General features: G+C 63.5%; 16 protein-coding genes. 10 read left to right on the top strand and 6 right to left on the bottom strand.

The window, feature by feature from the left end; translation table 11 throughout:
* The first annotated feature begins 198 nt into the window (after positions 1 to 198).
* Positions 199 to 5,064 carry an NAD-glutamate dehydrogenase gene (locus GYA94_RS17425; protein ID WP_054905095.1) on the top strand — a complete coding sequence of 1,622 codons (4,866 nt, stop codon included), beginning with the start codon at positions 199 to 201 and terminating at the stop codon, positions 5,062 to 5,064.
* 142 nt (positions 5,065 to 5,206) lie between these two features.
* Here GYA94_RS17425 and ppsR read toward each other — a convergent pair whose 3' ends face one another.
* On the bottom strand, positions 5,207 to 6,025 hold the full coding sequence (gene ppsR / locus GYA94_RS17420; RefSeq protein ID WP_012271263.1) for a posphoenolpyruvate synthetase regulatory kinase/phosphorylase PpsR: 819 nt from the start codon (positions 6,023 to 6,025) through the stop codon (positions 5,207 to 5,209).
* Positions 6,026 to 6,216: 191 nt separating this feature from the next.
* On the opposite strand from ppsR, the gene ppsA reads away from it, so the two are divergent.
* The 8 genes from ppsA (at position 6,217) to GYA94_RS17380 (ending at position 14,461) form a co-directional block, all read left to right on the top strand.
* The gene (gene ppsA / locus GYA94_RS17415) at positions 6,217 to 8,592 is read left to right on the top strand and encodes a phosphoenolpyruvate synthase (protein ID WP_029887870.1); all 2,376 of its coding nucleotides are present in this window, start codon (positions 6,217 to 6,219) and stop codon (positions 8,590 to 8,592) included.
* Positions 8,593 to 8,693: 101 nt separating this feature from the next.
* Positions 8,694 to 9,686 (top strand): alpha/beta fold hydrolase, encoded by a 993-nt coding sequence (locus tag GYA94_RS17410; protein ID WP_255326946.1) that lies wholly within the window; start codon positions 8,694 to 8,696, stop codon positions 9,684 to 9,686.
* Positions 9,687 to 9,905: 219 nt separating this feature from the next.
* The gene (rraA, locus tag GYA94_RS17405; RefSeq protein ID WP_009684023.1) at positions 9,906 to 10,397 is read left to right on the top strand and encodes a ribonuclease E activity regulator RraA; all 492 of its coding nucleotides are present in this window, start codon (positions 9,906 to 9,908) and stop codon (positions 10,395 to 10,397) included.
* 27 nt (positions 10,398 to 10,424) lie between these two features.
* A complete protein-coding gene (gene cmaX / locus GYA94_RS17400; protein WP_054913131.1) occupies positions 10,425 to 11,420 on the top strand; it encodes a divalent cation transporter CmaX in 996 nt (331 codons plus the stop codon).
* A gap of 112 nt (positions 11,421 to 11,532) precedes the next feature.
* Positions 11,533 to 11,805, top strand: a complete 273-nt coding sequence (locus tag GYA94_RS17395; protein WP_009684021.1) for a hypothetical protein — start codon at positions 11,533 to 11,535, stop codon at positions 11,803 to 11,805.
* A 2-nt stretch (positions 11,806 to 11,807) separates the two neighbouring features.
* On the top strand, positions 11,808 to 12,632 hold the full coding sequence (locus GYA94_RS17390; protein ID WP_029888071.1) for a mechanosensitive ion channel family protein: 825 nt from the start codon (positions 11,808 to 11,810) through the stop codon (positions 12,630 to 12,632).
* Positions 12,633 to 12,745: 113 nt separating this feature from the next.
* Positions 12,746 to 13,312: an RNA polymerase sigma factor SigX gene (gene sigX / locus GYA94_RS17385; protein ID WP_003248665.1), complete on the top strand. Its 567-nt coding sequence runs from the start codon at positions 12,746 to 12,748 to the stop codon at positions 13,310 to 13,312.
* Positions 13,313 to 13,423: 111 nt separating this feature from the next.
* Positions 13,424 to 14,461: an OmpA family protein gene (locus GYA94_RS17380; RefSeq protein WP_009684019.1), complete on the top strand. Its 1,038-nt coding sequence runs from the start codon at positions 13,424 to 13,426 to the stop codon at positions 14,459 to 14,461.
* 81 nt (positions 14,462 to 14,542) lie between these two features.
* Here GYA94_RS17380 and cobA read toward each other — a convergent pair whose 3' ends face one another.
* The 5 genes from cobA to GYA94_RS17355 form a co-directional block, all read right to left on the bottom strand.
* Entirely contained in the window at positions 14,543 to 15,283 is a 741-nt protein-coding gene (gene cobA / locus GYA94_RS17375) for a uroporphyrinogen-III C-methyltransferase (protein ID WP_054913132.1), read from the bottom strand.
* Positions 15,284 to 15,310: 27 nt separating this feature from the next.
* Positions 15,311 to 16,981 carry a bifunctional protein-serine/threonine kinase/phosphatase gene (locus tag GYA94_RS17370; RefSeq protein WP_054913133.1) on the bottom strand — a complete coding sequence of 557 codons (1,671 nt, stop codon included), beginning with the start codon at positions 16,979 to 16,981 and terminating at the stop codon, positions 15,311 to 15,313.
* A 9-nt stretch (positions 16,982 to 16,990) separates the two neighbouring features.
* A complete protein-coding gene (locus GYA94_RS17365) occupies positions 16,991 to 18,202 on the bottom strand; it encodes a nitrate/nitrite transporter (RefSeq protein WP_110679423.1) in 1,212 nt (403 codons plus the stop codon).
* Positions 18,203 to 18,392: 190 nt separating this feature from the next.
* Complete coding sequence (locus tag GYA94_RS17360) at positions 18,393 to 18,968, bottom strand: ANTAR domain-containing response regulator (RefSeq protein WP_009684013.1); 576 nt, start codon at positions 18,966 to 18,968, stop codon at positions 18,393 to 18,395.
* A 12-nt stretch (positions 18,969 to 18,980) separates the two neighbouring features.
* The gene (locus GYA94_RS17355) at positions 18,981 to 20,195 is read right to left on the bottom strand and encodes a CmpA/NrtA family ABC transporter substrate-binding protein (RefSeq protein WP_161892766.1); all 1,215 of its coding nucleotides are present in this window, start codon (positions 20,193 to 20,195) and stop codon (positions 18,981 to 18,983) included.
* Between the two features lie 158 nt (positions 20,196 to 20,353).
* Between GYA94_RS17355 and pyrD the strand changes: the two genes are divergently transcribed.
* Positions 20,354 to 20,929, top strand: a 576-nt coding sequence (pyrD, locus tag GYA94_RS17350; protein WP_161892765.1) for a dihydroorotate dehydrogenase (quinone), incomplete at its 3' end; no start/stop codon positions are given.

The following is a 20,929-nucleotide window of genomic DNA, read 5'->3' as shown; positions in this document are numbered from 1 at the left end:
CCCTTGACCGAAATTGTCGCAGCGCTGCAAGCCTTGATGACCGATCAGTCGTTAAGCTTCGCCAAGCCCGGGCGTGCCTGCGCACGTTCCACCTCTGGTTTTTACCGTCCGCCTTGCCACGGGTTGGCTATCGTTGATCCGTAAATGGCGCACGCAGCGACGCTTCAACTATTACAAAGCCCAAGCGGAGTACCACAGATGGCGTTCTTCACCGCAGCCAGCAAAGCCGACTTCCAGCACCAACTGCAAGCGGCCCTGGCGCAGCACATCAGCGAACAGTCCCTGCCACAAGTGGCGCTGTTCGCCGATCAGTTCTTCGGCATCATCTCTCTGGACGAACTCACCCAGCGCAGGCTTTCCGACCTGGCCGGCTGCACCCTGTCGGCCTGGCGCATCATCGAGCGTTTCGACCCCGAGTCCCCGCAAGTACGCGTGTACAACCCCGATTACGAACGCAACGGCTGGCAGTCGACCCACACCGTGGTCGAGGTGCTGCACCACGACCTGCCGTTCCTCGTCGACTCAGTACGTACCGAGCTCAACCGCCGCGGCTATAGCATCCACACCCTGCAAACCACCGTGCTCAGCGTGCGCCGGGGTGCCAACGGCGAGCTGCTGGAGCTGCTGCCCAAGGGCAGCCGGGGCGAGGGGGTGCAGCACGAGTCGCTGATGTACCTGGAGATCGACCGCTGCGCCAACGCCGCCGAACTGGCCGTGCTGACCCGCGAGATCGAACAGGTGCTGGCCGAGGTACGGGTGGCGGTTGCCGACTTCGAGCCGATGAAAGCCAAGCTGCAGGAAGTGCTCGCCAAGGTGGAGCAAACCGCGTTCGGCCCGGCGCAAAACGAGAAGGGCGAGGTCAAGGCCTTCCTCGAGTGGCTGCTGGACAACCACTTCACCTTCCTCGGCTATGAGGAGTTCACCGTTGCCAGCACCGCCGATGGCGGCCAGATGGTCTACGACGAACAGTCGTTCCTCGGCCTGCCGCGCCGCCTGCGTGTGGGCCTGACGGCCGACGAACTGCGCATCGAAGACTACGCCGTGGCTTACCTCAACGAGCCGCTGCTGCTGTCGTTCGCCAAGGCCGCGCTGCCCAGCCGCGTGCACCGCCCGGCCTACCCGGACTACGTCTCGATCCGCCAGCTGGACGCCGACGGCAAGGTCATCAAGGAGCACCGCTTCATGGGCCTGTACACCTCGTCGGTGTACGGCGAAAGCGTGCATGCCATTCCGTACATCCGCGGCAAGGTCGCGGAAGTGGAGCGCCGCTCGGGCTTCGATCCCAAGGCTCACCTGGGCAAGGAGCTGGCCCAGGTGCTTGAGGTGCTGCCGCGCGACGACCTGTTCCAGACGCCGATCGACGAGCTGTTCACCACAGTCATGGCGATCGTGCAGATCCAGGAGCGCAACAAGATCCGCGTGTTCCTGCGCAAGGACCCGTACGGCCGCTTCTGCTACTGCCTGGCCTACGTGCCGCGGGAAATCTACTCCACCGAAGTGCGGCAGAAGATCCAGCAGGTATTGATGGAGCGCCTGAAGGCCAGCGACTGCGAGTTCTGGACGTTCTTCTCCGAGTCGGTGCTGGCCCGCGTGCAGCTGATTCTGCGGGTCGACCCGAAAAACCGCATCGACATCGACCCGCAGCAGCTGGAGCGCGAAGTGGTGCAGGCCTGCCGCTCGTGGCGCGACGACTATTCGGCGCTGGTCGTGGAGAACTTCGGCGAAGCCCAGGGCACCAACATCCTGGCCGACTTCCCCACCGGCTTCCCGGCGGGCTACCGCGAGCGTTTCGCCGCCCACTCGGCGGTGGTCGACCTGCAGCACGTGCTCAACCTGTCGGAAAGCAAGCCCCTGGCGATGAGCTTCTACCAGCCGTTGACCCAGGTCGGCGAGCGCATCCTGCACTGCAAGCTGTACCACGTGGACACGCCGCTGGCGCTGTCCGATGTGTTGCCGATTCTGGAAAACCTCGGCCTGCGCGTACTCGGCGAGTTCCCGTACCGGCTGCGCCATGCCAGTGGCCGTGAGTACTGGATCCACGACTTTGCCTTCACCTACAGCGAAGGCCTTAGCCTGGATATCCAGCAGCTCAATGACACCCTGCAGGACGCGTTCATCCATATCGTGCGCGGCGATGCCGAGAACGATGCCTTCAACCGCCTGGTGCTGACCGCCGGCCTGCCTTGGCGCGACGTGGCACTGCTGCGTGCCTACGCCCGTTACCTCAAGCAGATCCGCCTGGGCTTCGACCTTGGCTACATCGCCAGCACCCTGAACAACCACACCGACATCGCCCGTGAGTTGACCCGGCTGTTCAAGACCCGCTTCTACCTGGCGCGCAAGCTGACCCAGGACGACCTGGACGACAAGCAGCAGCGCCTGGAACAGGCCATTCTGACCGCGCTGGACGAGGTGCAGGTACTCAACGAAGACCGCATCCTGCGCCGCTACCTGGACCTGATCAAGGCCACCCTGCGCACCAACTTCTACCAACCGGACGCCAACGGCCAGAACAAGTCGTATTTCAGCTTCAAGTTCAACCCGCGGCTGATTCCCGAGCTGCCCAAGCCGGTGCCCAAGTTCGAGATATTCGTCTATTCGCCGCGGGTCGAGGGCGTGCACCTGCGCTTTGGCAACGTAGCCCGTGGCGGCCTGCGCTGGTCCGACCGCGAAGAAGACTTCCGCACCGAAGTGCTCGGCCTGGTCAAGGCCCAGCAGGTGAAGAACTCGGTGATCGTGCCGGTGGGTGCCAAGGGCGGCTTCCTGCCGCGGCGCCTGCCGCTGGGCGGCAGCCGTGACGAGATCGCGGCCGAAGGCGTGGCGTGCTACCGCATCTTCATTTCCGGCCTGCTCGACATCACCGACAACCTCAAGGATGGCGGCGTGGTGCCGCCGGCCAACGTGGTGCGCCACGACGATGACGACCCGTACCTGGTGGTGGCGGCCGACAAGGGCACCGCGACCTTCTCCGACATCGCCAACGGCATTGCCATCGACTACGGTTTCTGGCTGGGCGACGCCTTTGCCTCGGGCGGTTCGGCCGGCTACGACCACAAGAAAATGGGCATTACCGCCCGCGGCGCCTGGGTCGGCGTGCAGCGGCACTTCCGTGAGCGCGGCATCAATGTGCAGGAAGACCCGATCACCGTCATCGGTGTGGGGGACATGGCCGGCGACGTATTCGGCAACGGCCTGCTGATGTCCGACAAACTGCAATTGGTGGCCGCGTTCAACCACCTGCACATCTTCATCGACCCCAACCCCGAGCCGGCTTCCAGCTTCGCCGAACGCAAGCGCCTGTTCGACCTGCCGCGCTCGGCCTGGACCGACTACGACACCAGCATCATGTCCGAAGGCGGTGGCATCTTCCCGCGCAGCGCCAAGAGCATTGCCATCAGCCCGCAGATGAAGGAACGCTTCGCCATCGAAGCCGACCGCCTGACCCCGACCGAGTTGCTGAACGCGTTGCTCAAGGCCCCGGTCGATCTGCTGTGGAATGGCGGTATCGGCACCTACGTCAAGGCCAGCAGCGAAAGCCACGCCGACGTCGGCGACAAGGCCAACGACGCGCTGCGGGTCAACGGCAACGAGCTGCGCTGCAAGGTGGTGGGCGAGGGTGGCAACCTGGGCATGACCCAGCTTGGCCGGGTGGAGTTCGGCCTGCACGGCGGGGCGACCAACACCGACTTCATCGACAACGCCGGCGGCGTGGACTGCTCTGACCACGAGGTCAATATCAAGATCCTGCTCAATGAAGTGGTGCAGGGTGGCGACATGACCGAGAAGCAGCGTAACCAGCTGCTCGGCAGCATGACCGATGAAGTCGCCAGTCTGGTGCTGGGCAACAACTACAAGCAGACCCAGGCGCTGTCGCTGGCCGCCCGCCGCGCCCGTGAACGCATTGCCGAGTACAAGCGCCTGATGGCTGACCTGGAGGCGCGGGGCAAACTGGACCGTGCCATCGAGTTCCTGCCGTCCGAGGAGCAACTGGCCGAACGCCTGGCCGCCGGCCATGGCCTTACCCGTGCCGAGCTGTCGGTGCTGATCTCGTACAGCAAGATCGACCTCAAGGAGCAGTTGCTGAAGTCGCAGGTGCCCGACGACGACTACCTGACCCGCGACATGGAAACCGCCTTCCCGCCGTCGCTGGTCAGCAAGTTCGCCGAATCCATGCGCCGCCACCGCCTGAAGCGTGAAATCGTCAGCACCCAGATCGCCAACGACCTGGTCAACAATATGGGCATCACCTTCGTCCAGCGCCTGAAGGAGTCGACTGGCATGAGCCCAGCCAACGTGGCCGGGGCCTACGTGATCGTGCGCGACATCTTCCACCTGCCGCACTGGTTCCGCCAGATCGAGGCGCTCGACTACCAGGTGCCGGCGGAGGTCCAGCTGACCTTGATGGACGAGCTGATGCGCCTGGGCCGCCGCGCGACCCGCTGGTTCCTGCGCAGCCGCCGCAACGAGCAGGACGCCGGGCGCGACACCGCGCACTTCGGGCCGAAAATCGCGCAGCTCGGGCTCAAGCTGGATGAGTTGCTCGAAGGCCCGACCCGCGAACGCTGGATGGTGCGCTACCAGGGCTTCGTCGAGGCTGGCGTGCCGGAACTGCTGGCGCGCATGGTGGCCGGTACCAGCCACCTGTACACGTTGCTGCCGATCATCGAAGCGGCTGACGTTACCGGGCATGAGCCGGCGCAGGTGGCCAAGGCGTTCTTCGCCGTGGGCAGCGCGCTGGACCTGACCTGGTACCTGCAGGAAATCAGCAACCTGCCGGTGGAAAACAACTGGCAGGCGCTGGCCCGCGAGGCCTTCCGTGACGACATCGACTTGCAGCAGCGGGCGATCACCATTTCGGTCCTGCAAATGGCCGACGGGCCGCAAGACATGGACGCCCGTGTGGCGCTGTGGGCCGAGCAGCACCGGGTGATGGTAGAGCGCTGGCGCGCGATGCTCGATGACCTGCGCAATGCCAGCGGCAACGACTATGCGATGTATGCGGTGGCCAACCGCGAGCTGGTCGACCTGGCCATGAGCGGGCAGGCAGCGGTGGTGCCTTCTTAAGCTGCAAGCTGCAAGCTACAAGCTGCAAGCGGACCTCACTGGTTTCGCTTGCAGCTTCTGGCTTTAGCACCGTTTAGATCGTGTACACAGCCCCCGCTTTTTCTTGAAGCTTGAAGCTTGAAGCTTGAAGCTTGAAGCTTTCCTACTTGAACCGCCGCTCCACGCCTTTCTCCACCAGGATCTTCGCCGAAATCTCTTCCACCGAAAAATGCGTGGAATTGATGTTGGGAATGTTCTCCCGGCGGAACAGGCTCTCCACCTCGCGCACCTCGAACTCGCACTGGGCAAAGCTTGAGTAACGACTGTTGGGCTTGCGCTCGTGGCGGATGGCCGTGAGGCGGTCAGGGTCGATGGTCAGGCCGAACAGCTTGTTGTGGTGCTTTTTCAGCACTGCCGGCAACTGCAGGCGTTCCATGTCGTCTTCGGTCAGGGGGTAGTTGGCGGCGCGGATGCCAAACTGCATGGCCATGTACAGGCAGGTTGGGGTCTTGCCGCAGCGCGACACACCCACCAGGATCAGGTCGGCCTTGTCGTAGTAGTGCGTGCGCGCGCCGTCGTCGTTGTCCAGGGCGAAGTTCACCGCCTCGATGCGTTCCATGTAGTTGGAATTGCCGCCGATCGAATGGGACTTACCCACGGAATAAGACGAATGGGCGGTCAATTCCTGCTCAAGGGGGGATAAAAACGACGAAAAGATGTCGATCATGAAGCCATTCGACGTGGCCAGGATCTCACGTATGTCCTGGTTGACGATGGTGTCGAAGATGATCGGGCGCACCCCGTCACGCTCGGCCGCGGCATTGATCTGCTGGACCATGGTCCGCGCCTTGTCGGGCGAATCGATGTACGGCCGGGTGAATTTGTTGAACGGGATGCTCTCGAATTGCGCGAGCAGACTCTGGCCCAGGGTTTCGGCTGTGATACCGGTGCCATCGGAGATGAAGAACGCGGTTCGTTTCATTTGCGACCTGGGCCTTAAGCTGATGAAGATTCTTGGATATGATAAGTTCGGTTTGCCGAATGCGGCTGTCGACATTCTGCCACATTTGCAAAGCCTATTTTCCAGGTACAGGCCACAAACGCCCGGCCAAGTCATAGCGGACAGGCGGGCGCCCTTTGAGCTTTTCCAACACAGTTAGTGGAGAGATCACCTTGGTAGAGTACGTAGTTTCCCTCGATAAGCTCGGCGTCCATGATGTGGAGCATGTGGGGGGCAAGAACGCATCCCTGGGCGAGATGATCAGCAACCTTGCCGGTGCTGGTGTATCGGTGCCGGGCGGCTTTGCCACTACGGCGCAGGCGTACCGCGATTTTCTCGAGCAGAGTGGCCTCAACGACCGAATCCATGCGGCGCTCGACGCCCTCGACGTGGATGACATCAACGCCCTGACCAAGACCGGCGCGCAGATCCGCCAGTGGGTCATGGAAGCCGACTTCCCGGCGCGTCTGGATTCGGAAATCCGTACGGCGTTTGCCGAAATGGCCGCTGGCAACGACAACATGGCCGTTGCCGTGCGCTCCTCTGCCACTGCTGAAGACTTGCCGGACGCCTCGTTCGCCGGCCAGCAGGAAACGTTCCTCAACATCCGTGGCGTGGACAACGTGATCCGCGCGGCCAAGGAAGTGTTCGCTTCGCTGTTCAACGACCGTGCCATTGCCTACCGCGTGCACCAGGGCTTCGATCACAAACTGGTCGCCCTGTCTGCCGGTGTGCAGCGCATGGTTCGTTCCGAAACCGGCACCGCCGGTGTCATGTTCACCCTCGATACCGAATCGGGCTTCCGCGACGTGGTGTTCATCACCGGCGCCTATGGCCTGGGTGAAACCGTGGTACAGGGTGCGGTCAACCCTGACGAATTCTACGTGCACAAGAACACCCTGCAGGCTGGCCGCCCGGCTATCCTGCGCCGCAACCTGGGCAGCAAGGCGATCAAGATGGTCTATGGCGACGAAGCCAAGGCCGGCCGTTCGGTGAAAACCGTGGAAGTCGACCGCGCCGAACGTGCGCGCTTCTGCCTGAGCGACGCCGAGGTCAGCGAACTGGCCAAACAGGCGATGATCATCGAGCAGCACTACCAGCGTCCGATGGACATCGAATGGGCCAAGGACGGTGACGACGGCAAGCTGTACATTGTCCAGGCCCGCCCTGAAACCGTGAAAAGCCGCTCCAGCGCCAATGTCATGGAGCGCTACCTGCTGAAGGAAAAGGGCACGGTACTGGTCGAAGGCCGTGCCATCGGCCAGCGCATCGGCGCCGGCAAGGTCCGCGTGATCCACGATGTATCGGAAATGGACAAGGTGCAGCCAGGCGACGTGCTGGTTTCCGACATGACCGACCCGGACTGGGAACCGGTAATGAAGCGCGCCAGCGCCATTGTCACCAACCGCGGTGGGCGTACCTGCCACGCGGCGATCATTGCCCGTGAGCTGGGTATTCCGGCCGTGGTCGGTTGCGGCAACGCCACCCAGGTGCTCAAAGACGGCCAGGGCGTCACGGTTTCCTGCGCCGAAGGCGACACCGGCTTCATCTTCGAGGGTGAACTGGGCTTTGACGTCAAGCAGAACTCGGTCGATGCCATGCCCGAGCTGCCGTTCAAGATCATGATGAACGTCGGCAACCCTGACCGGGCCTTCGATTTTGCCCAGTTGCCCAACGCAGGCGTGGGCCTGGCGCGCCTGGAATTCATCATCAACCGCATGATCGGCGTGCACCCCAAGGCACTGCTGAACTACGCAGGCCTGCCTGCCGACCTCAAGGACAGCGTCGACAAGCGCATTGCCGGCTACAACGACCCGGTCGGCTTCTACGTCGAGAAACTGGTCGAGGGCATCAGCACCCTGGCCGCGGCCTTCTACCCGAAAAAGGTCATCGTGCGCCTGTCGGACTTCAAGTCCAACGAGTACGCCAACCTGATCGGCGGCAAGCTGTACGAGCCGGAAGAAGAGAACCCGATGCTGGGCTTCCGCGGTGCCTCGCGCTACATCAGCGAGTCGTTCCGTGACTGCTTCGAACTCGAGTGCCGCGCGCTCAAGCGCGTGCGCAACGAGATGGGCCTGACCAACGTTGAAATCATGGTGCCCTTCGTGCGTACCCTGGGCGAGGCCAGCCAGGTCGTCGACCTGCTGGCCGAAAACGGCCTGGCCCGTGGCGACAACGGCCTGCGCGTGATCATGATGTGCGAGCTGCCGTCCAACGCCATTCTCGCCGAGGAATTCCTGGAGTACTTCGACGGCTTCTCGATCGGCTCCAACGACCTGACCCAGCTTACCCTGGGCCTGGACCGTGACTCGGGCATCATTGCCCACCTGTTCGACGAGCGTAACCCGGCCGTGAAGAAGCTGCTGGCCAACGCCATTGCCGCGTGCAACAAGGCTGGCAAGTACATCGGCATCTGCGGCCAGGGCCCTTCGGACCACCCGGACCTGGCCAAGTGGCTGATGGAGCAGGGCATCGAAAGCGTGTCGCTGAACCCCGACTCGGTACTCGAAACCTGGTTCTTCCTCGCCGAAGGCCAGGGCGCAGCCTGACGCAATAAAACGCGGGGGGCGTCTGGCGTGCCCCCGCCTGGTTTTTTCCAGGGCGAGTTCCAGCAATGGATCCCGCCCTTTTTTGTGCACCAAGCAACCTTATGCAAAGCAGTAGCCGTTTATTTCCCGTGGCCTTGCTCAGTGCCGAGCGCCGCGGCGACCTCAGTGAAGACGTGTACCGGATCAAGGCCGGCAACAGCCCTGATCCCAGTGTGGAATTGGCCGTTACCCGCCTGGGGCTGGCCGACCAGGAGCACGCCCAGGGCGTGCCGGTGATTCTGCTGCATGGCAGTTTTTCCAACCGGCGTTTCTGGTATTCGCCCAAAGGCATCGGCCTGGGGGCCTATCTGGCTCGGGCCGGTTTCGACGTATGGATCCCGGAAATGCGTGGCCACGGCCTGTCGCCACGCAATGCAGCCTGGCGACACAACAGCGTAGCCGGCTATGCCCGTGACGACCTGCCAACCATCAACGCCTTCGTGCGCGAAAAAGCCGGCCAGGCGCCGCACTGGGTGGGCCACTCACTGGGTGGAACAACCTTGGTGGCAGCCTTGGGTGGCGGTTTTCTGACCGCCGACCAGGTCGCGAGCGTGGCCCTGTTCGGCACACAGGTCAGCCGTATGTACTGGCCGTTGAAAGTCCCGCCAGTGGCCTGGGGCGCGAAGTGGCTGCTCAAGCGCTGGGGGCAGATTTCCGGGCCGCGCTTCAAGCGTGGGCCAGAGGACGAACCCCTGGGGCTGGCCCTGGAAAGCCTGCGCTGGCATGGCTTGTTCGGGCGTTTTGGCGACAAGAAGCAGGATTGGTGGGCAGGGCTGGCCGAGGTTGATGTGCCGCTGTTGGCAGTGGCCGGCGCCGGCGACTTCCAGGACCCGGTGTGGGCCTGTCGCAAGCTGTTCGAGCAGGTGGGGGGCGAGCGCAAGCAGTTCCTGCGGCTGGGGCGTGAAGAAGGTTTTGAAGCTTTCGGGCACGTCGACATGCTGGTGAGCAAGGCTGCGCAGGTGCAGGTGTGGCCGCTGGTGGAGCGCTGGCTGCGTAACCCGCTGTTGCCGGTGCATGCGTCCACAGTGGTTGCAGAGCCTGTGCCGGTCAGCTGAGTTTGTGTCGCCTGTGCTGGCCTCTTCGCGGGCGCGCCCGCTCCTACAGGTACTGCACAAGCCTGCGAACCTGTGACAATCCTGTGGGAGCCGGCTTGCCGGCGATAGGGCCGGCACAGGCAAAACACACATGACTACCTAGTCCCGGATGACTGCAATGGGCTCTACGGTGTAGCCTTGGCCGATACCCGCTTTCGTTGTGACTGACAGGAGCTTCCCATGCAGCATTACGTAACGCCCGACCTGTGTGACGCCTACCCGGACCTGGTTCAGGTGCTGGAACCGATGTTCAGCAATTTCGGTGGCCGTGATTCGTTTGGCGGCCAGATCGTCACCATCAAGTGCTTCGAGGACAACTCGCTGGTCAAGGAGCAGGTCGAACTCGACGGCAAAGGCAAGGTGCTGGTAGTCGATGGCGGTGGGTCGCTGCGTCGCGCATTGTTGGGTGACATGCTTGCCGAAAAGGCTGCCAGGAACGGCTGGGAAGGCTTGTTGATCTACGGCTGCGTACGCGACGTCGATGTTTTGATCCAGACTGACGTCGGCGTGCAGGCGCTGGCCAGCCACCCAATGAAGACCGACAAGCGCGGCATCGGCGACCTCAACGTGGCAGTGACCTTCGCCGGCGTGACGTTCCGCCCGGGCGAGTATGTGTACGCCGACAACAATGGCGTGCTGGTCTCGCCAAGCCCGCTGAAAATGCCGGAGTGATGCGCCGCACGCGCTGATGGAGCTTTGATGTTCGAGGAAGACAACGCGCAGTGGGGGCTGGTGCACGCCCTAGTGCTCGATGGCAAAGGCGGCGCGCGCCCGATTGCCCGTACCGAACTGGCCGACCTGCAATTGCAGCCCCAGCAGAGCCTGTGGCTGCACTGGGACCGGAGCCACCCGCAAACCCGTACCTGGTTGCTGAATGAAAGCGGCCTCAGCGAGTTCGCCTGCGAATTGCTGCTGGAGGAAAACACCCGCCCGCGCTTGTTGCCCATGGCCGATGAACAGCTGCTGTTGTTCTTGCGTGGGGTCAACCTGAACCCGGGCGCCGAGCCGGAAGACATGGTCTCGGTGCGCATTTTCGCCGAGGCGCAGCGGGTCATCTCGCTGCGCTTGCGGCCCCTGCGCGCCAGCGACGAGGTGCTCCAGCTACTGGAACAGGGCAGGGGGCCCACATCCGCATCCGAACTGCTGTTGCTGATGGGGGAACTGCTGACCGAAAAGGTGCAGGGCCTGGTCAGTGACCTCGCCGAACTGGTCGACCTGGAAGAAGAAAAGGTTGAATCCGACGAGCGGTATACCCCCGAACAGGGCAGCCTGCAGCAGATCCGTCGGCGGGCCGCCGGGTTGCGCCGGTTCCTGGCCCCGCAACGGGAAATCTATGCCCAGTTGTCACGCAGCAAGTGGGGCTGGTTCGCCTATGCCGATGCCGATTACTGGAACGAGCTTAACAACAGCCTGATCCGCTACCTGGAGGAGCTGGAGCTGACCCGCGAGCGCGCCGCGCTGGTGCTGGAGAGCGAAGACCGGCGCCGTAGCGAGCGGATGAACCGCACCATGTACCGCTTTGGCATCATCACCTGCATCTTTCTGCCGATGAGCTTCATCACCGGGCTGCTGGGCATCAATGTTGGTGGCATTCCGGGGGCGCAAAACCCCTACGGTTTCCTGTTCGCCTGCATTGTGGTGCTGGGGCTGGCGGTGGGGCAGTGGTGGTTGTTCCGCCGGTTACGGTGGGTATGAAGCGTGGGTGGGCTGCAGGCGAACATCACACCATTCGAAACATTCGTGCCAATCGGATGTGTGACCCATCGCCGGGCCATCTCGTCTCTAGCTGACACTGCGCGAGGTGCACATGCACGATCCGTTTGAAGAATCCCTGCGCGACCTGCTCAAGGCGTCACCCTCCGGCAACGATCGGGACGACCGGGATGACGCTGCCTGCTTGGGCCGCGTGCTGAAAACCGCCAACCGCCAGGTCGGTGCGGGTGATCTGTTCAGCTTGCTTGGCCGCTGGAGCCAGGCGCTGCTGATCGCCGTGAACAATGGCTCGGCGCATGTCGCGCCGGTGCGTCGACACACTTCCCGCAACGCTGCCACTGGCAGCAAAGCAGATAAGGCCGATTGAATATGGAACTCGATCTCTGGACCCAGAGCCTGGTCACCGCGATGACCGCCCTTTGGACCAAAGTGGCGAACTTCATCCCTAACCTGTTCGGCGCACTGGTCGTGGTGCTGCTCGGTTTCGTGGTAGCCAAGCTGCTCGATACACTGCTCTCCAAACTGCTGGCCAAATTCGGCCTGGACCGCCTCATGGCCGGTACCGGCCTGACCAAAATGCTGGGCCGGGTCGGCATACAGGTGCCCATTTCCACCCTCATCGGCAAGATCGTCTACTGGTTCGTACTGCTCATCTTCCTGGTTTCCGCCGCGGAATCGCTGGGCCTGGAGCGGGTTTCGGCGACCCTCGACATGCTTGCCCTGTACTTGCCGAAAGTGTTCGGCGGGGCCCTGGTGTTGCTGGCCGGCGTGCTGCTGGCACAGGTGGCCAATGGCCTGGTGCGCGGTGCTGCAGAAGGCATTGGCCTGGAGTATTCGGCAGGCCTGGGGCGTATCGCGCAAGGGCTGGTCATCATCATCAGCATTTCGGTGGCCATCAGCCAGCTGGAGGTGAAAACCGACCTGCTCAACCATGTGATCGTCATCGGCCTGATTACCGTTGGTCTGGCGGTTGCCCTGGCCATGGGCCTGGGCAGCCGCGAAATTGCCGGGCAGATTCTGGCCGGCATTTATGTTCGCGAGTTGTACCAGGTAGGCCAGCAGGTGCGGATTGGAGAGGTCGAAGGGCTCATCGAGGAGATCGGCACGGTGAAAACCACCCTGCTGACCGATGAGGGGGAGCTGGTGTCGTTGTCCAATCGCGAGCTGCTGGAACAGCGAGTCAATAGCCGCTAACCGCGTGAAAGCTGTTAATGTATGCCGCCGCGAAATTCGACCCACGGGGTCGCGCGGCGACATTGACCTGACTGTCGGCCAGATCCGTTTTGAATAAAGTTCCTACGCCGCCCATGCGTTATGACCCTCGCGAGCTCACCGACGAAGAGTTGGTGGCGCGTTCGCATGAGGAGCTGTACCACGTCACCCGTGCCTATGAGGAACTCATGCGGCGCTACCAGCGGACCCTGTTCAACGTTTGTGCACGTTATTTAGGGAACGACCGTGACGCGGACGATGTCTGTCAGGAAGTGATGCTGAAGGTGCTGTACGGTCTGAAGAACTTCGAGGGTAAATCCAAGTTCAAGACCTGGCTCTACAGCATCACCTACAACGAGTGCATTACCCAGTACCGCAAGGAGCGCCGCAAACGCCGGTTGATGGATGCCCTGAGCCTGGACCCTGTTGAAGAGGCGTCCGAGGACAAGGCACCGAAGCCGGAAGAAAAAGGCGGGCTGGACAAGTGGCTGGTGCATGTGAACCCGATCGACCGCGAGATCCTGGTGCTGCGTTTTGTCGCAGAGCTGGAGTTCCAGGAGATCGCCGACATCATGCACATGGGCCTGAGCGCGACGAAGATGCGATACAAGCGTGCGCTAGACAAGCTTCGTGAGAAATTTGCGGGCCTCGATGAAACTTAGTCGTCTGCAAATATCTCTAACGAATCGGCGAGTTCTGCTAGACTTGCCGTCGAGTTGTCCCCCTTGTTTATGGTGGGACTGCTTAACTATCACCAGATGGGGATTTAACGGATGAAATTGAAAAACACCTTGGGCTTGGCCATTGGTTCGCTCGTAGCCGCCACCTCGATTGGCGCTATGGCACAAGGTCAAGGCGCCGTCGAGACTGAAATCTTCTACAAGAAAGAATTCTTCGACAGCCAGCGCGACTTCAAGAACGACGGCAACCTGTTCGGCGGTTCGATCGGTTACTTCCTGACCGACGACGTTGAACTGCGTCTGGGCTACGACGAAGTGCACAACGCTCGTGGCGATGACGGCAAGAACATCAAGGGCTCGAACACCGCCCTGGACGCCGTTTACCACTTCAACAACCCGTACGACGCTATCCGTCCGTACGTTTCCGCTGGTTTCTCGCACCAGTCGCTGGGCCAGACCGGCCGTGGCGGTCGTGACCACTCCACCTTCGCCAACGTTGGCGCTGGTGCCAAGTGGTACATCACCGACATGTTCTACGCCCGTGCTGGCGTTGAAGCCCAGTACAACATCGACCAGGGCGACACCGAGTGGGCCCCAAGCGTTGGTGTTGGTCTGAACTTCGGCGGTAGCCCGAAGCAAACCGCAGCCCCTGCTCCAGCACCTGTTGCTGAAGTTTGCTCCGACTCCGACAACGACGGCGTGTGCGACAACGTCGACAAGTGCCCAGACACCCCGGCCAACGTTACCGTTGACGCCGACGGCTGCCCGGCTGTTGCCGAAGTCGTTCGTGTTGAGCTGGACGTGAAGTTCGACTTCGACAAGTCGGTCGTCAAGCCAAACAGCTACGGCGACATCAAGAACCTGGCTGACTTCATGAAGCAGTACCCACAAACCACCACCGTGGTTGAAGGTCACACTGACTCCGTGGGTCCAGACGCTTACAACCAGAAGCTGTCCGAGCGTCGTGCCAACGCTGTCAAGCAAGTCCTGACCCAGCAGTACGGCGTAGAATCCAGCCGTGTTGACTCGGTTGGCTACGGCGAAACCCGTCCGGTTGCTGACAACGCCACCGAAGAAGGCCGTGCTATCAACCGTCGCGTTGAAGCTCAGGTAGAAGCCCAGGCCAAGTAATTGGTTTGATGCTTCACGAAAAACCCGGCCTCGGCCGGGTTTTTCTTTGGCTGGGTTTTACCGGCCGGCGGGCCGTGGCTGTCAGCCGGTAGCGGCCACCCACTGCTGAGCCACCTGCGCTCCAACCACCTCGCCAATCACCAGGATCGCCGGGCTACGCAAGGCGAACCCACGCGCATCCTCGACCATCCCCTGCACATCGCTCCTGCACTCGCGTTGCTCGGGCAGCGAGGCATTCTCGATCATGGCCACCGGCATGCCGGGTGCCATCCCCCCGTCCAGCAACCCCTGGCGGACCTGCTCCAGCCGGGCCACGCCCATGTACACCACCAACGTGGTGCCAGCCTGGGCCAATGCTGCCCAGTTCAGTGCGCTGTCATCCTGGGTATGCGCGGTCACCAGCGTTACCCCGCGGCTGACGCCCCGCGAGGTCAGGGAAATACCGCACTGCGTGGCGCCTGCCAGGCCTGCGGTGATGCCGTTGACAATTTCCACCTCGATACCATGCCCCTGCAGCCACAGGGCCTCCTCGCCGCCGCGGCCGAAGATGCACGGGTCGCCACCCTTGAGCCGCACCACACAGCGCCCTTGGCGGGCGTGGCGCAACATCAGGCGCTGGATGAACGCCTGCGGCGTCGAGCGGCAGCCGCCACGCTTGCCCACTGCAATAACCCGCGCCTGCGGGCAATGCGCCAGCACTGCCGGGTTGACCAGGTCGTCGATCATCACCACTGCCGCTTCCTGCAAGGCGCGTACAGCCTTGAGGGTGAGCAGTTCCGGGTCACCCGGGCCGGCGCCAACCAGCCACACTTTTGCATTCATTCGTGTTTCCTCATTGGCAAGGTGCATTCAGCCCTTGAGCAGGGTGAGCAGCAATATCAGGTTGATCAGTAGCGAAAGCACGGCCAAGGTGCGCCAGACTTTCAGTGGCTCGCGCTCCAGCAATGGCCGCGGGCGGCCGGGCAATTCCTGGCGGTCGCCCCGTTCGAGCAGCAGCAACCAGTGTTCGGCGGTTTCGAAGCGCTGCGCCGGGTCGGCGGCCACGGCCTGCTGCAGGTTGTGCTGCAGCCACTCCGGCAGGTCGGGCCGGTAGCGCGCCGGGTTGACCGGTTGGCCGAAGCGCGGCCGCTGAAAGGCTTCCACTTCCCCATACGGGTAGTGACCGGTCAGCAGGTGATACAGCGTCACGCCTGCGGCATACAGGTCCTGGCGGGGGCTGGGCGGCTGGCCGTCGAAGGCTTCCGGGGCGATGTAGGACGGGGTGCCGGGCAAGGCATGTTGCGGGTCTTCGCAGAGCCCGGGGCAGTACGCCAGGCCGAAGTCCAGTAGGCGCAACTGACCATCGCAGCCCAGGTGCAGGTTGTCGGGCTTGATGTCGCGGTGCAGCAGGTTGCGCCGGTGCAGCACCCCTACCGCCTGTAGCAACTGCCGGGCAAGCTCCAGCCACTGGGCCAACGGCAGTGGGCCATTTTCGGCCAGCAGTGCGGCCAGGCTCTGGCCCGGGTATTCGCGCATCACGTAGTACAACTGCTGGCGCTGGCTGCAGGCGTGCAGCTCGGGAAAGTGCCGGCCGGCGACCCTGCGCATGAACCATTCTTCGAGCAGCAGGCCCTGCGCCGCACCAGGCTCCTGCCGCCGCTCGGGCGGCAAGGTCTTGAGCAGCCACGCCTGGCCTTGGCCATCGCGCACCCGGTACAACAACGACTGACGGCTGTGTGCGCGCAGTTGTTCGACCTGCCAGCCATCGATCGACTGGCCTGCCCGTAACGGCTCGGGCACGGGCCAGTGCTGCAGTTGGGCCAAGGTGTCGCCAAGGTTCGCCGTGCCCGGTTGTTCGACCTGCACCAGCATGGCGCTGGCGTTATCCTGGCTACCGTTGAGGTGGGCGCTGGCAACCAACGTGTCCACGGCCAGCTGCAGGTCGGGTTGCTCGCGCAGCACCGCCTGGATGTGCTGGTCGCCCAGGCTGGCCCACACACCGTCGCTGACCAGCAGATAACATTCACCCGGCTGCAATTCGCCTTCCAGGTAATCCACCAGCAGATGCTGGTCCAGGCCCAGCGCGCGTTTGAGTACATGCTGCATGCCGGGCTGGTCCCAGACATGGTCTTCGCTCAGGCACTGCAGCTGGCCGGCGTGCCAGCGATACACCCGACAGTCGCCTACGTGGGCCAGGGTGAAGCGCCGCCCGCGCAGCACCAGTGCGCTGAGGGTGGTCAGCAACGGCTGGCCATTCCCTTGGGCGCGCAGCCAGCGGTTCTGTGCCAGCAGCAGGCGGTCGAGGGCCTGGGCCACGCCCCAGGTGGCCGGCGTGGCGTAGTAGTCCAGGGCCAGCGCCTGCAGGCTGGCCCGCGCGGCAAGGCCGCCGTCGGCACATTGGCTGACCCCGTCGGCCAGGGCGAACAGGTAGCCTTTGCTGGCGGCGAGTTCGGGCGCCGGGGTGACCAGGCGCAAGGCATCCTGGTTTTCCGCGCGCGGCCCGGTGGCGCTGGCCTGGGCAAAGCTCAGTTGCAGGCTCATGGGTGTGCCTCAGACCCGCGCTGCGGTCACGGCCGCCGAGCCCCAGGTGGTGCGCCAGCGTTGTTTCACCCCGTGCAGGCCGAACCAGGCCAGCAGGCCCAGGCTGGCGAACAGCCACAACCCCATTTGGTAGTCGCCAGTGTGCTGCTTGATGGTGCCCAGCCCCGCCGCCAGCAGGAAGCCGCCCATACCACCGGCCATGCCGATCAGCCCGGTCATCACGCCGATTTCCTGGCGGAAGCGTTGCGGCACCAGTTGGAACACTGCGCCATTGCCGGCACCCAGGCCGAGCATGGCGCTGACGAACAGGGCCAGGGCGGCGGCCGCGGAGGGCAGGTTGAAGCCGACGGCAGCAATGCAGACGGCCGCTACGCTGTACATGCCCAGCAGCGTGCGGATGCCGCCAAAGCGGTCGGCCAGGGCGCCACCGAGCGGGCGCATCAGGCTGCCGGCGAACACGCAGGCCGCCGTGTAGTAGCCGGCGGTGACCGGGCTCAGGCCGTACTGATCGCTGAAGTAGCCGGGCAGGGCGCTGGCCAGGCCGATGAAACCACCGAACGTGACGCTGTAGAAGAACATGAACCACCAGCTGTCGCGGTCGCCCAGTGCCTTGAGGTAGTCGGCCATGGCTTTGGGCTTGGGCCGTTGTGGGGCGTTACGTGCCAGCAAGGCGAAGACCACCAGCGCCAGCGACAGTGGCAGCAGTGCAAAGCCGAAGACATTGTTCCAGCCAAAGCCGGCTGCCAGTGCCGGGGCGAGCAGGGCCGCGAACACTGTGCCCGAGTTGCCGGCCCCGGCGATGCCCATGGCCTTGCCTTGATGCTGTGGCGGGTACCACTGCGAAGCCAGTGGCAGCGACACGGCGAACGAGGCGCCGGCAAAACCGAGGAACACGCCCAGCAGCAGTGCCTGTTCATAGCTGTGCACGCCCAGGCGCCAGGCAGCGGCCAGCGCGACGATGACCACTACCTGGCCGATCAGCCCGGCGGTCTTGGGCGACAGGCGGTCCACCAGCACGCCCATGGCAAAGCGCAGGATGGCCCCGGCCAGGATCGGCACCGCCACCATCAAGCCCCGCTGCTGTGCGCTCAATTGCAGGTCGGCGGCAATCTGCACCGCCAGCGGGCCCAGCAGGTACCAGACCATGAAGCTGAGGTCGAAGTACAGGAACGCGGCGAACAGCGTGGGCACATGCCCGGATTTCCAGAAGCTGGTACTCATCGAACACCTCACTCGGTCATGCAACGGAACGAAAAAGACGCCGCCACCCGCTCCACGGCTGTGGAGGGGCGAGCGACGTCTTTGTCGGAATTTAAGTGGGGCAACCGCCGTTGGTTACCGGTGCGTTTTGTTGAGCAAGAGATGGGCCAACTGTGCCTGGTCAGGGGGGCCAGGCAGTGCACCGGCCCCCTCAGCCGAGCATCTCGTGCATGGCGATGATCTGCTCGGCCACCTGGATCAGCTTCTGTTGGCGGCTCATGGCCTGGCGGCGCATCAGGGTGTAGGCCTGTTCTTCGTTGCAGTCTTTCATTTTCATCAGCAGGCCCTTGGCTTGCTCGATACGCTTGCGTTCGGCCAGTTGCTGGTCGCGCGCCAGCAACTGGGCGCGCAGGGCCTGGTCGCTTTCGAAGCGAGCCATGGCCACGTCCAGAATCGGCTGCAACCGCGCCGCATGGATACCTTCCACGATATAGGCACTGACCCCTGCCTGGATCGCCTGGCGCATCACCCCGGGGTCGTGTTCGTCAGTGAACAGCACGATCGGTCGGGGTTGGTCACGGCTGACCAGCACCACATGCTCCATCACATCGCGGTCCGGTGAATCGGTATCGATCAGCACCACGTCCGGGCGCACCGTTTCGACGCAGGCGGGCAGGTCGATGGTCAGGCCTGGGGCTTCGGTGACGTCGAAGCCGGCCTCGGTCAAAGCGGCCTTGAGGCGGCCTAGTTTGCTCTGGGTGTCGTCGATCAGCAGGATGCGCAGCATGGTCGTCCCCCCTTACCTGCCAACCTGGGCGTCGGGCAGCTCGCCCAACGCATGCAGGCTGAAGCTACGGGCATAGCCGTAGGGGTCGCTGCCGTCCCAGCGGCTACCGTCTATCAGCAGGCTGCTGCGCATGGGGTGCGCCGGGCATGCCACGCCCAGGCTCTGGGCGGCCTCGGTGTACAGCGCCAGGTGCTGGACCTGGCCCGCGACCTGGAGGTAATCCGGGTCTTCGCGCAGCAGGCCCCAGCGGCGAAACTGGGTCATGAACCACATTCCGTCGGACAGGTATGGGAAGTTGGCTCGGCCCTGGTCGAACAGGCGCAGGGCGTGCGGGTCTTGCCAGTGATTGCCCAGGCCGTCGTGATAGTGGCCGAGCAGGCGTGGCTCGATGCTAGCCAGCGCGGTGTCCAAGTAGGCGCTGCCACTGAGCAGTTGCGCGGCGCTGCGGCGGTTGTCCGGGTTTTGCTCGATGAACCGGCTGGCAGCGAGGATCGCCTTGATCAATGCGCGCGCGCTGTTGGGGTATTGTTCGGCGAAGGCGCGGGCACAGGCCAGGACCTTTTCCGGGTGGTCGGGCCAGATCGACTGGCTGGTGGCCAGGGTAAAGCCCTGGCCTTTGGCTACCGCGTCAGCGGCCCACGGCTCGCCGACGCAGAAGCCGTCGATGCGCCCGGCCTGGATGTGTGCGGCCATCTGGGCAGGCGGTACGACTACGCTGTCGACGTCACGCAATGGGTGGATGCCCTGGCTGGCCAGCCAGTAATACAGCCACATGGCGTGAGTGCCCGTGGGGAAGGTCTGGGCAAAGGTCAGCCGTGGGCCATTTTGGTGCACCAGTCGCGCCAGTGCTTCAGGGTTGGTCACGCCTTTGCGTTGCAGGGTTGGGGACAGGTTGATGGCCTGGGCGTTCTGGTTCAGCCCCATGAGCACGGCCATGTCGCTGCCCGGCACGCCACCGATGCCCAGGTGCACGGCGTAGACCAGCCCATACAGGCAGTGCGCGGCGTCCAGTTCGCCACTGACCAGTTTGTCCCGCAGGCCGGCCCACGAGCCCTGCCGCTTGAGGTTGAGGGTCAGGCCGTGCTGCTGGGCGAAGCCCTGGGTGGCGGCGACCACGACCGAGGCGCAGTCGGTGAGGCCCATGAAACCGATGTTGAGGCTGGGTTTCTCCGGCGCGTCGCTGCCGTTGACCCAGGCCAGGGGCGTTGCTCGGGGTGCGGTGTTCACAAGGTTCCTCGCCCATACTGATAAGGCTGTGGGCAGTTGGGGTGCAACCGATGTGCCATTTACGCGACCACCTCGCCCCATGGCCCCACGATGTGCTGTCATGCCGGCGCCGCGCTGGCTATAATCGCCCCCTCACTCACCCTGAGCCTTGCCCGCCCATGTATACCCTGGCCCGCCAGCTGCTGTTCAAGCTTTCCCCGGAAACTTCCCACGACCTGTCCCTGGACCTGATCGGTGCCGGTGGCCGTCTTGGCCTAAACGGCATGCTGTGCAAGCAACCGGCGGCGTTGCCGGTTTCGGTCATGGGCTTGAACTTCGCCAACCCGGTCGGCCTGGCCGCCGGCCTGGACAAGAATGGCGCGGCCATCGACGGCTTTGCCCAGTTGGGCTTCGGTTTCGTCGAAATCGGCACCGTCACGCCGCGCCCGCAGCCGGGCAACCCCAAGCCACGGCTGTTCCGCCTGCCGCAAGCCACCGCCATCATCAACCGCATGGGCTTCAACAACCTGGGGGTCGACCACCTGCTGGGTCGTGTTCGTGCGTCGCGTTACAACGGTGTGCTGGGTATCAACATCGGCAAGAACTTCGACACCCCGGTCGAGCGCGCGGTCGACGACTACCTGATCTGCCTGGACAAGGTGTACACCGCTGCCAGCTATATCACGGTCAATGTCAGTTCGCCGAACACCCCGGGCCTGCGCAGCCTGCAGTTCGGCGATTCGCTCAAGCAACTG

The organism is Pseudomonas juntendi (genome assembly GCF_009932375.1).
In the GTDB taxonomy this organism is placed as follows: Bacteria; Pseudomonadota; Gammaproteobacteria; order Pseudomonadales; family Pseudomonadaceae; genus Aquipseudomonas; species Aquipseudomonas juntendi.
Note: the sequence above shows the minus strand (reverse complement) of the source record. Positions and strands in the feature narration are given on the sequence as shown.

Coding starts and splice junctions, on each gene's coding strand:
- GYA94_RS17395 (WP_009684021.1), top strand. CDS start 11,533: ATGCACGATCCGTTTGAAGAATCCCTGCGCGACCTGCTCAAGGCGTCA.
- GYA94_RS17365 (WP_110679423.1), bottom strand. CDS start 18,202: ATGAGTACCAGCTTCTGGAAATCCGGGCATGTGCCCACGCTGTTCGCC.
- GYA94_RS17380 (WP_009684019.1), top strand. CDS start 13,424: ATGAAATTGAAAAACACCTTGGGCTTGGCCATTGGTTCGCTCGTAGCC.
- rraA (WP_009684023.1), top strand. CDS start 9,906: ATGCAGCATTACGTAACGCCCGACCTGTGTGACGCCTACCCGGACCTG.
- cmaX (WP_054913131.1), top strand. CDS start 10,425: ATGTTCGAGGAAGACAACGCGCAGTGGGGGCTGGTGCACGCCCTAGTG.
- GYA94_RS17390 (WP_029888071.1), top strand. CDS start 11,808: ATGGAACTCGATCTCTGGACCCAGAGCCTGGTCACCGCGATGACCGCC.
- GYA94_RS17425 (WP_054905095.1), top strand. CDS start 199: ATGGCGTTCTTCACCGCAGCCAGCAAAGCCGACTTCCAGCACCAACTG.
- GYA94_RS17370 (WP_054913133.1), bottom strand. CDS start 16,981: ATGAGCCTGCAACTGAGCTTTGCCCAGGCCAGCGCCACCGGGCCGCGC.
- ppsR (WP_012271263.1), bottom strand. CDS start 6,025: ATGAAACGAACCGCGTTCTTCATCTCCGATGGCACCGGTATCACAGCC.
- GYA94_RS17360 (WP_009684013.1), bottom strand. CDS start 18,968: ATGCTGCGCATCCTGCTGATCGACGACACCCAGAGCAAACTAGGCCGC.
- cobA (WP_054913132.1), bottom strand. CDS start 15,283: ATGAATGCAAAAGTGTGGCTGGTTGGCGCCGGCCCGGGTGACCCGGAA.
- GYA94_RS17410 (WP_255326946.1), top strand. CDS start 8,694: ATGCAAAGCAGTAGCCGTTTATTTCCCGTGGCCTTGCTCAGTGCCGAG.
- sigX (WP_003248665.1), top strand. CDS start 12,746: ATGCGTTATGACCCTCGCGAGCTCACCGACGAAGAGTTGGTGGCGCGT.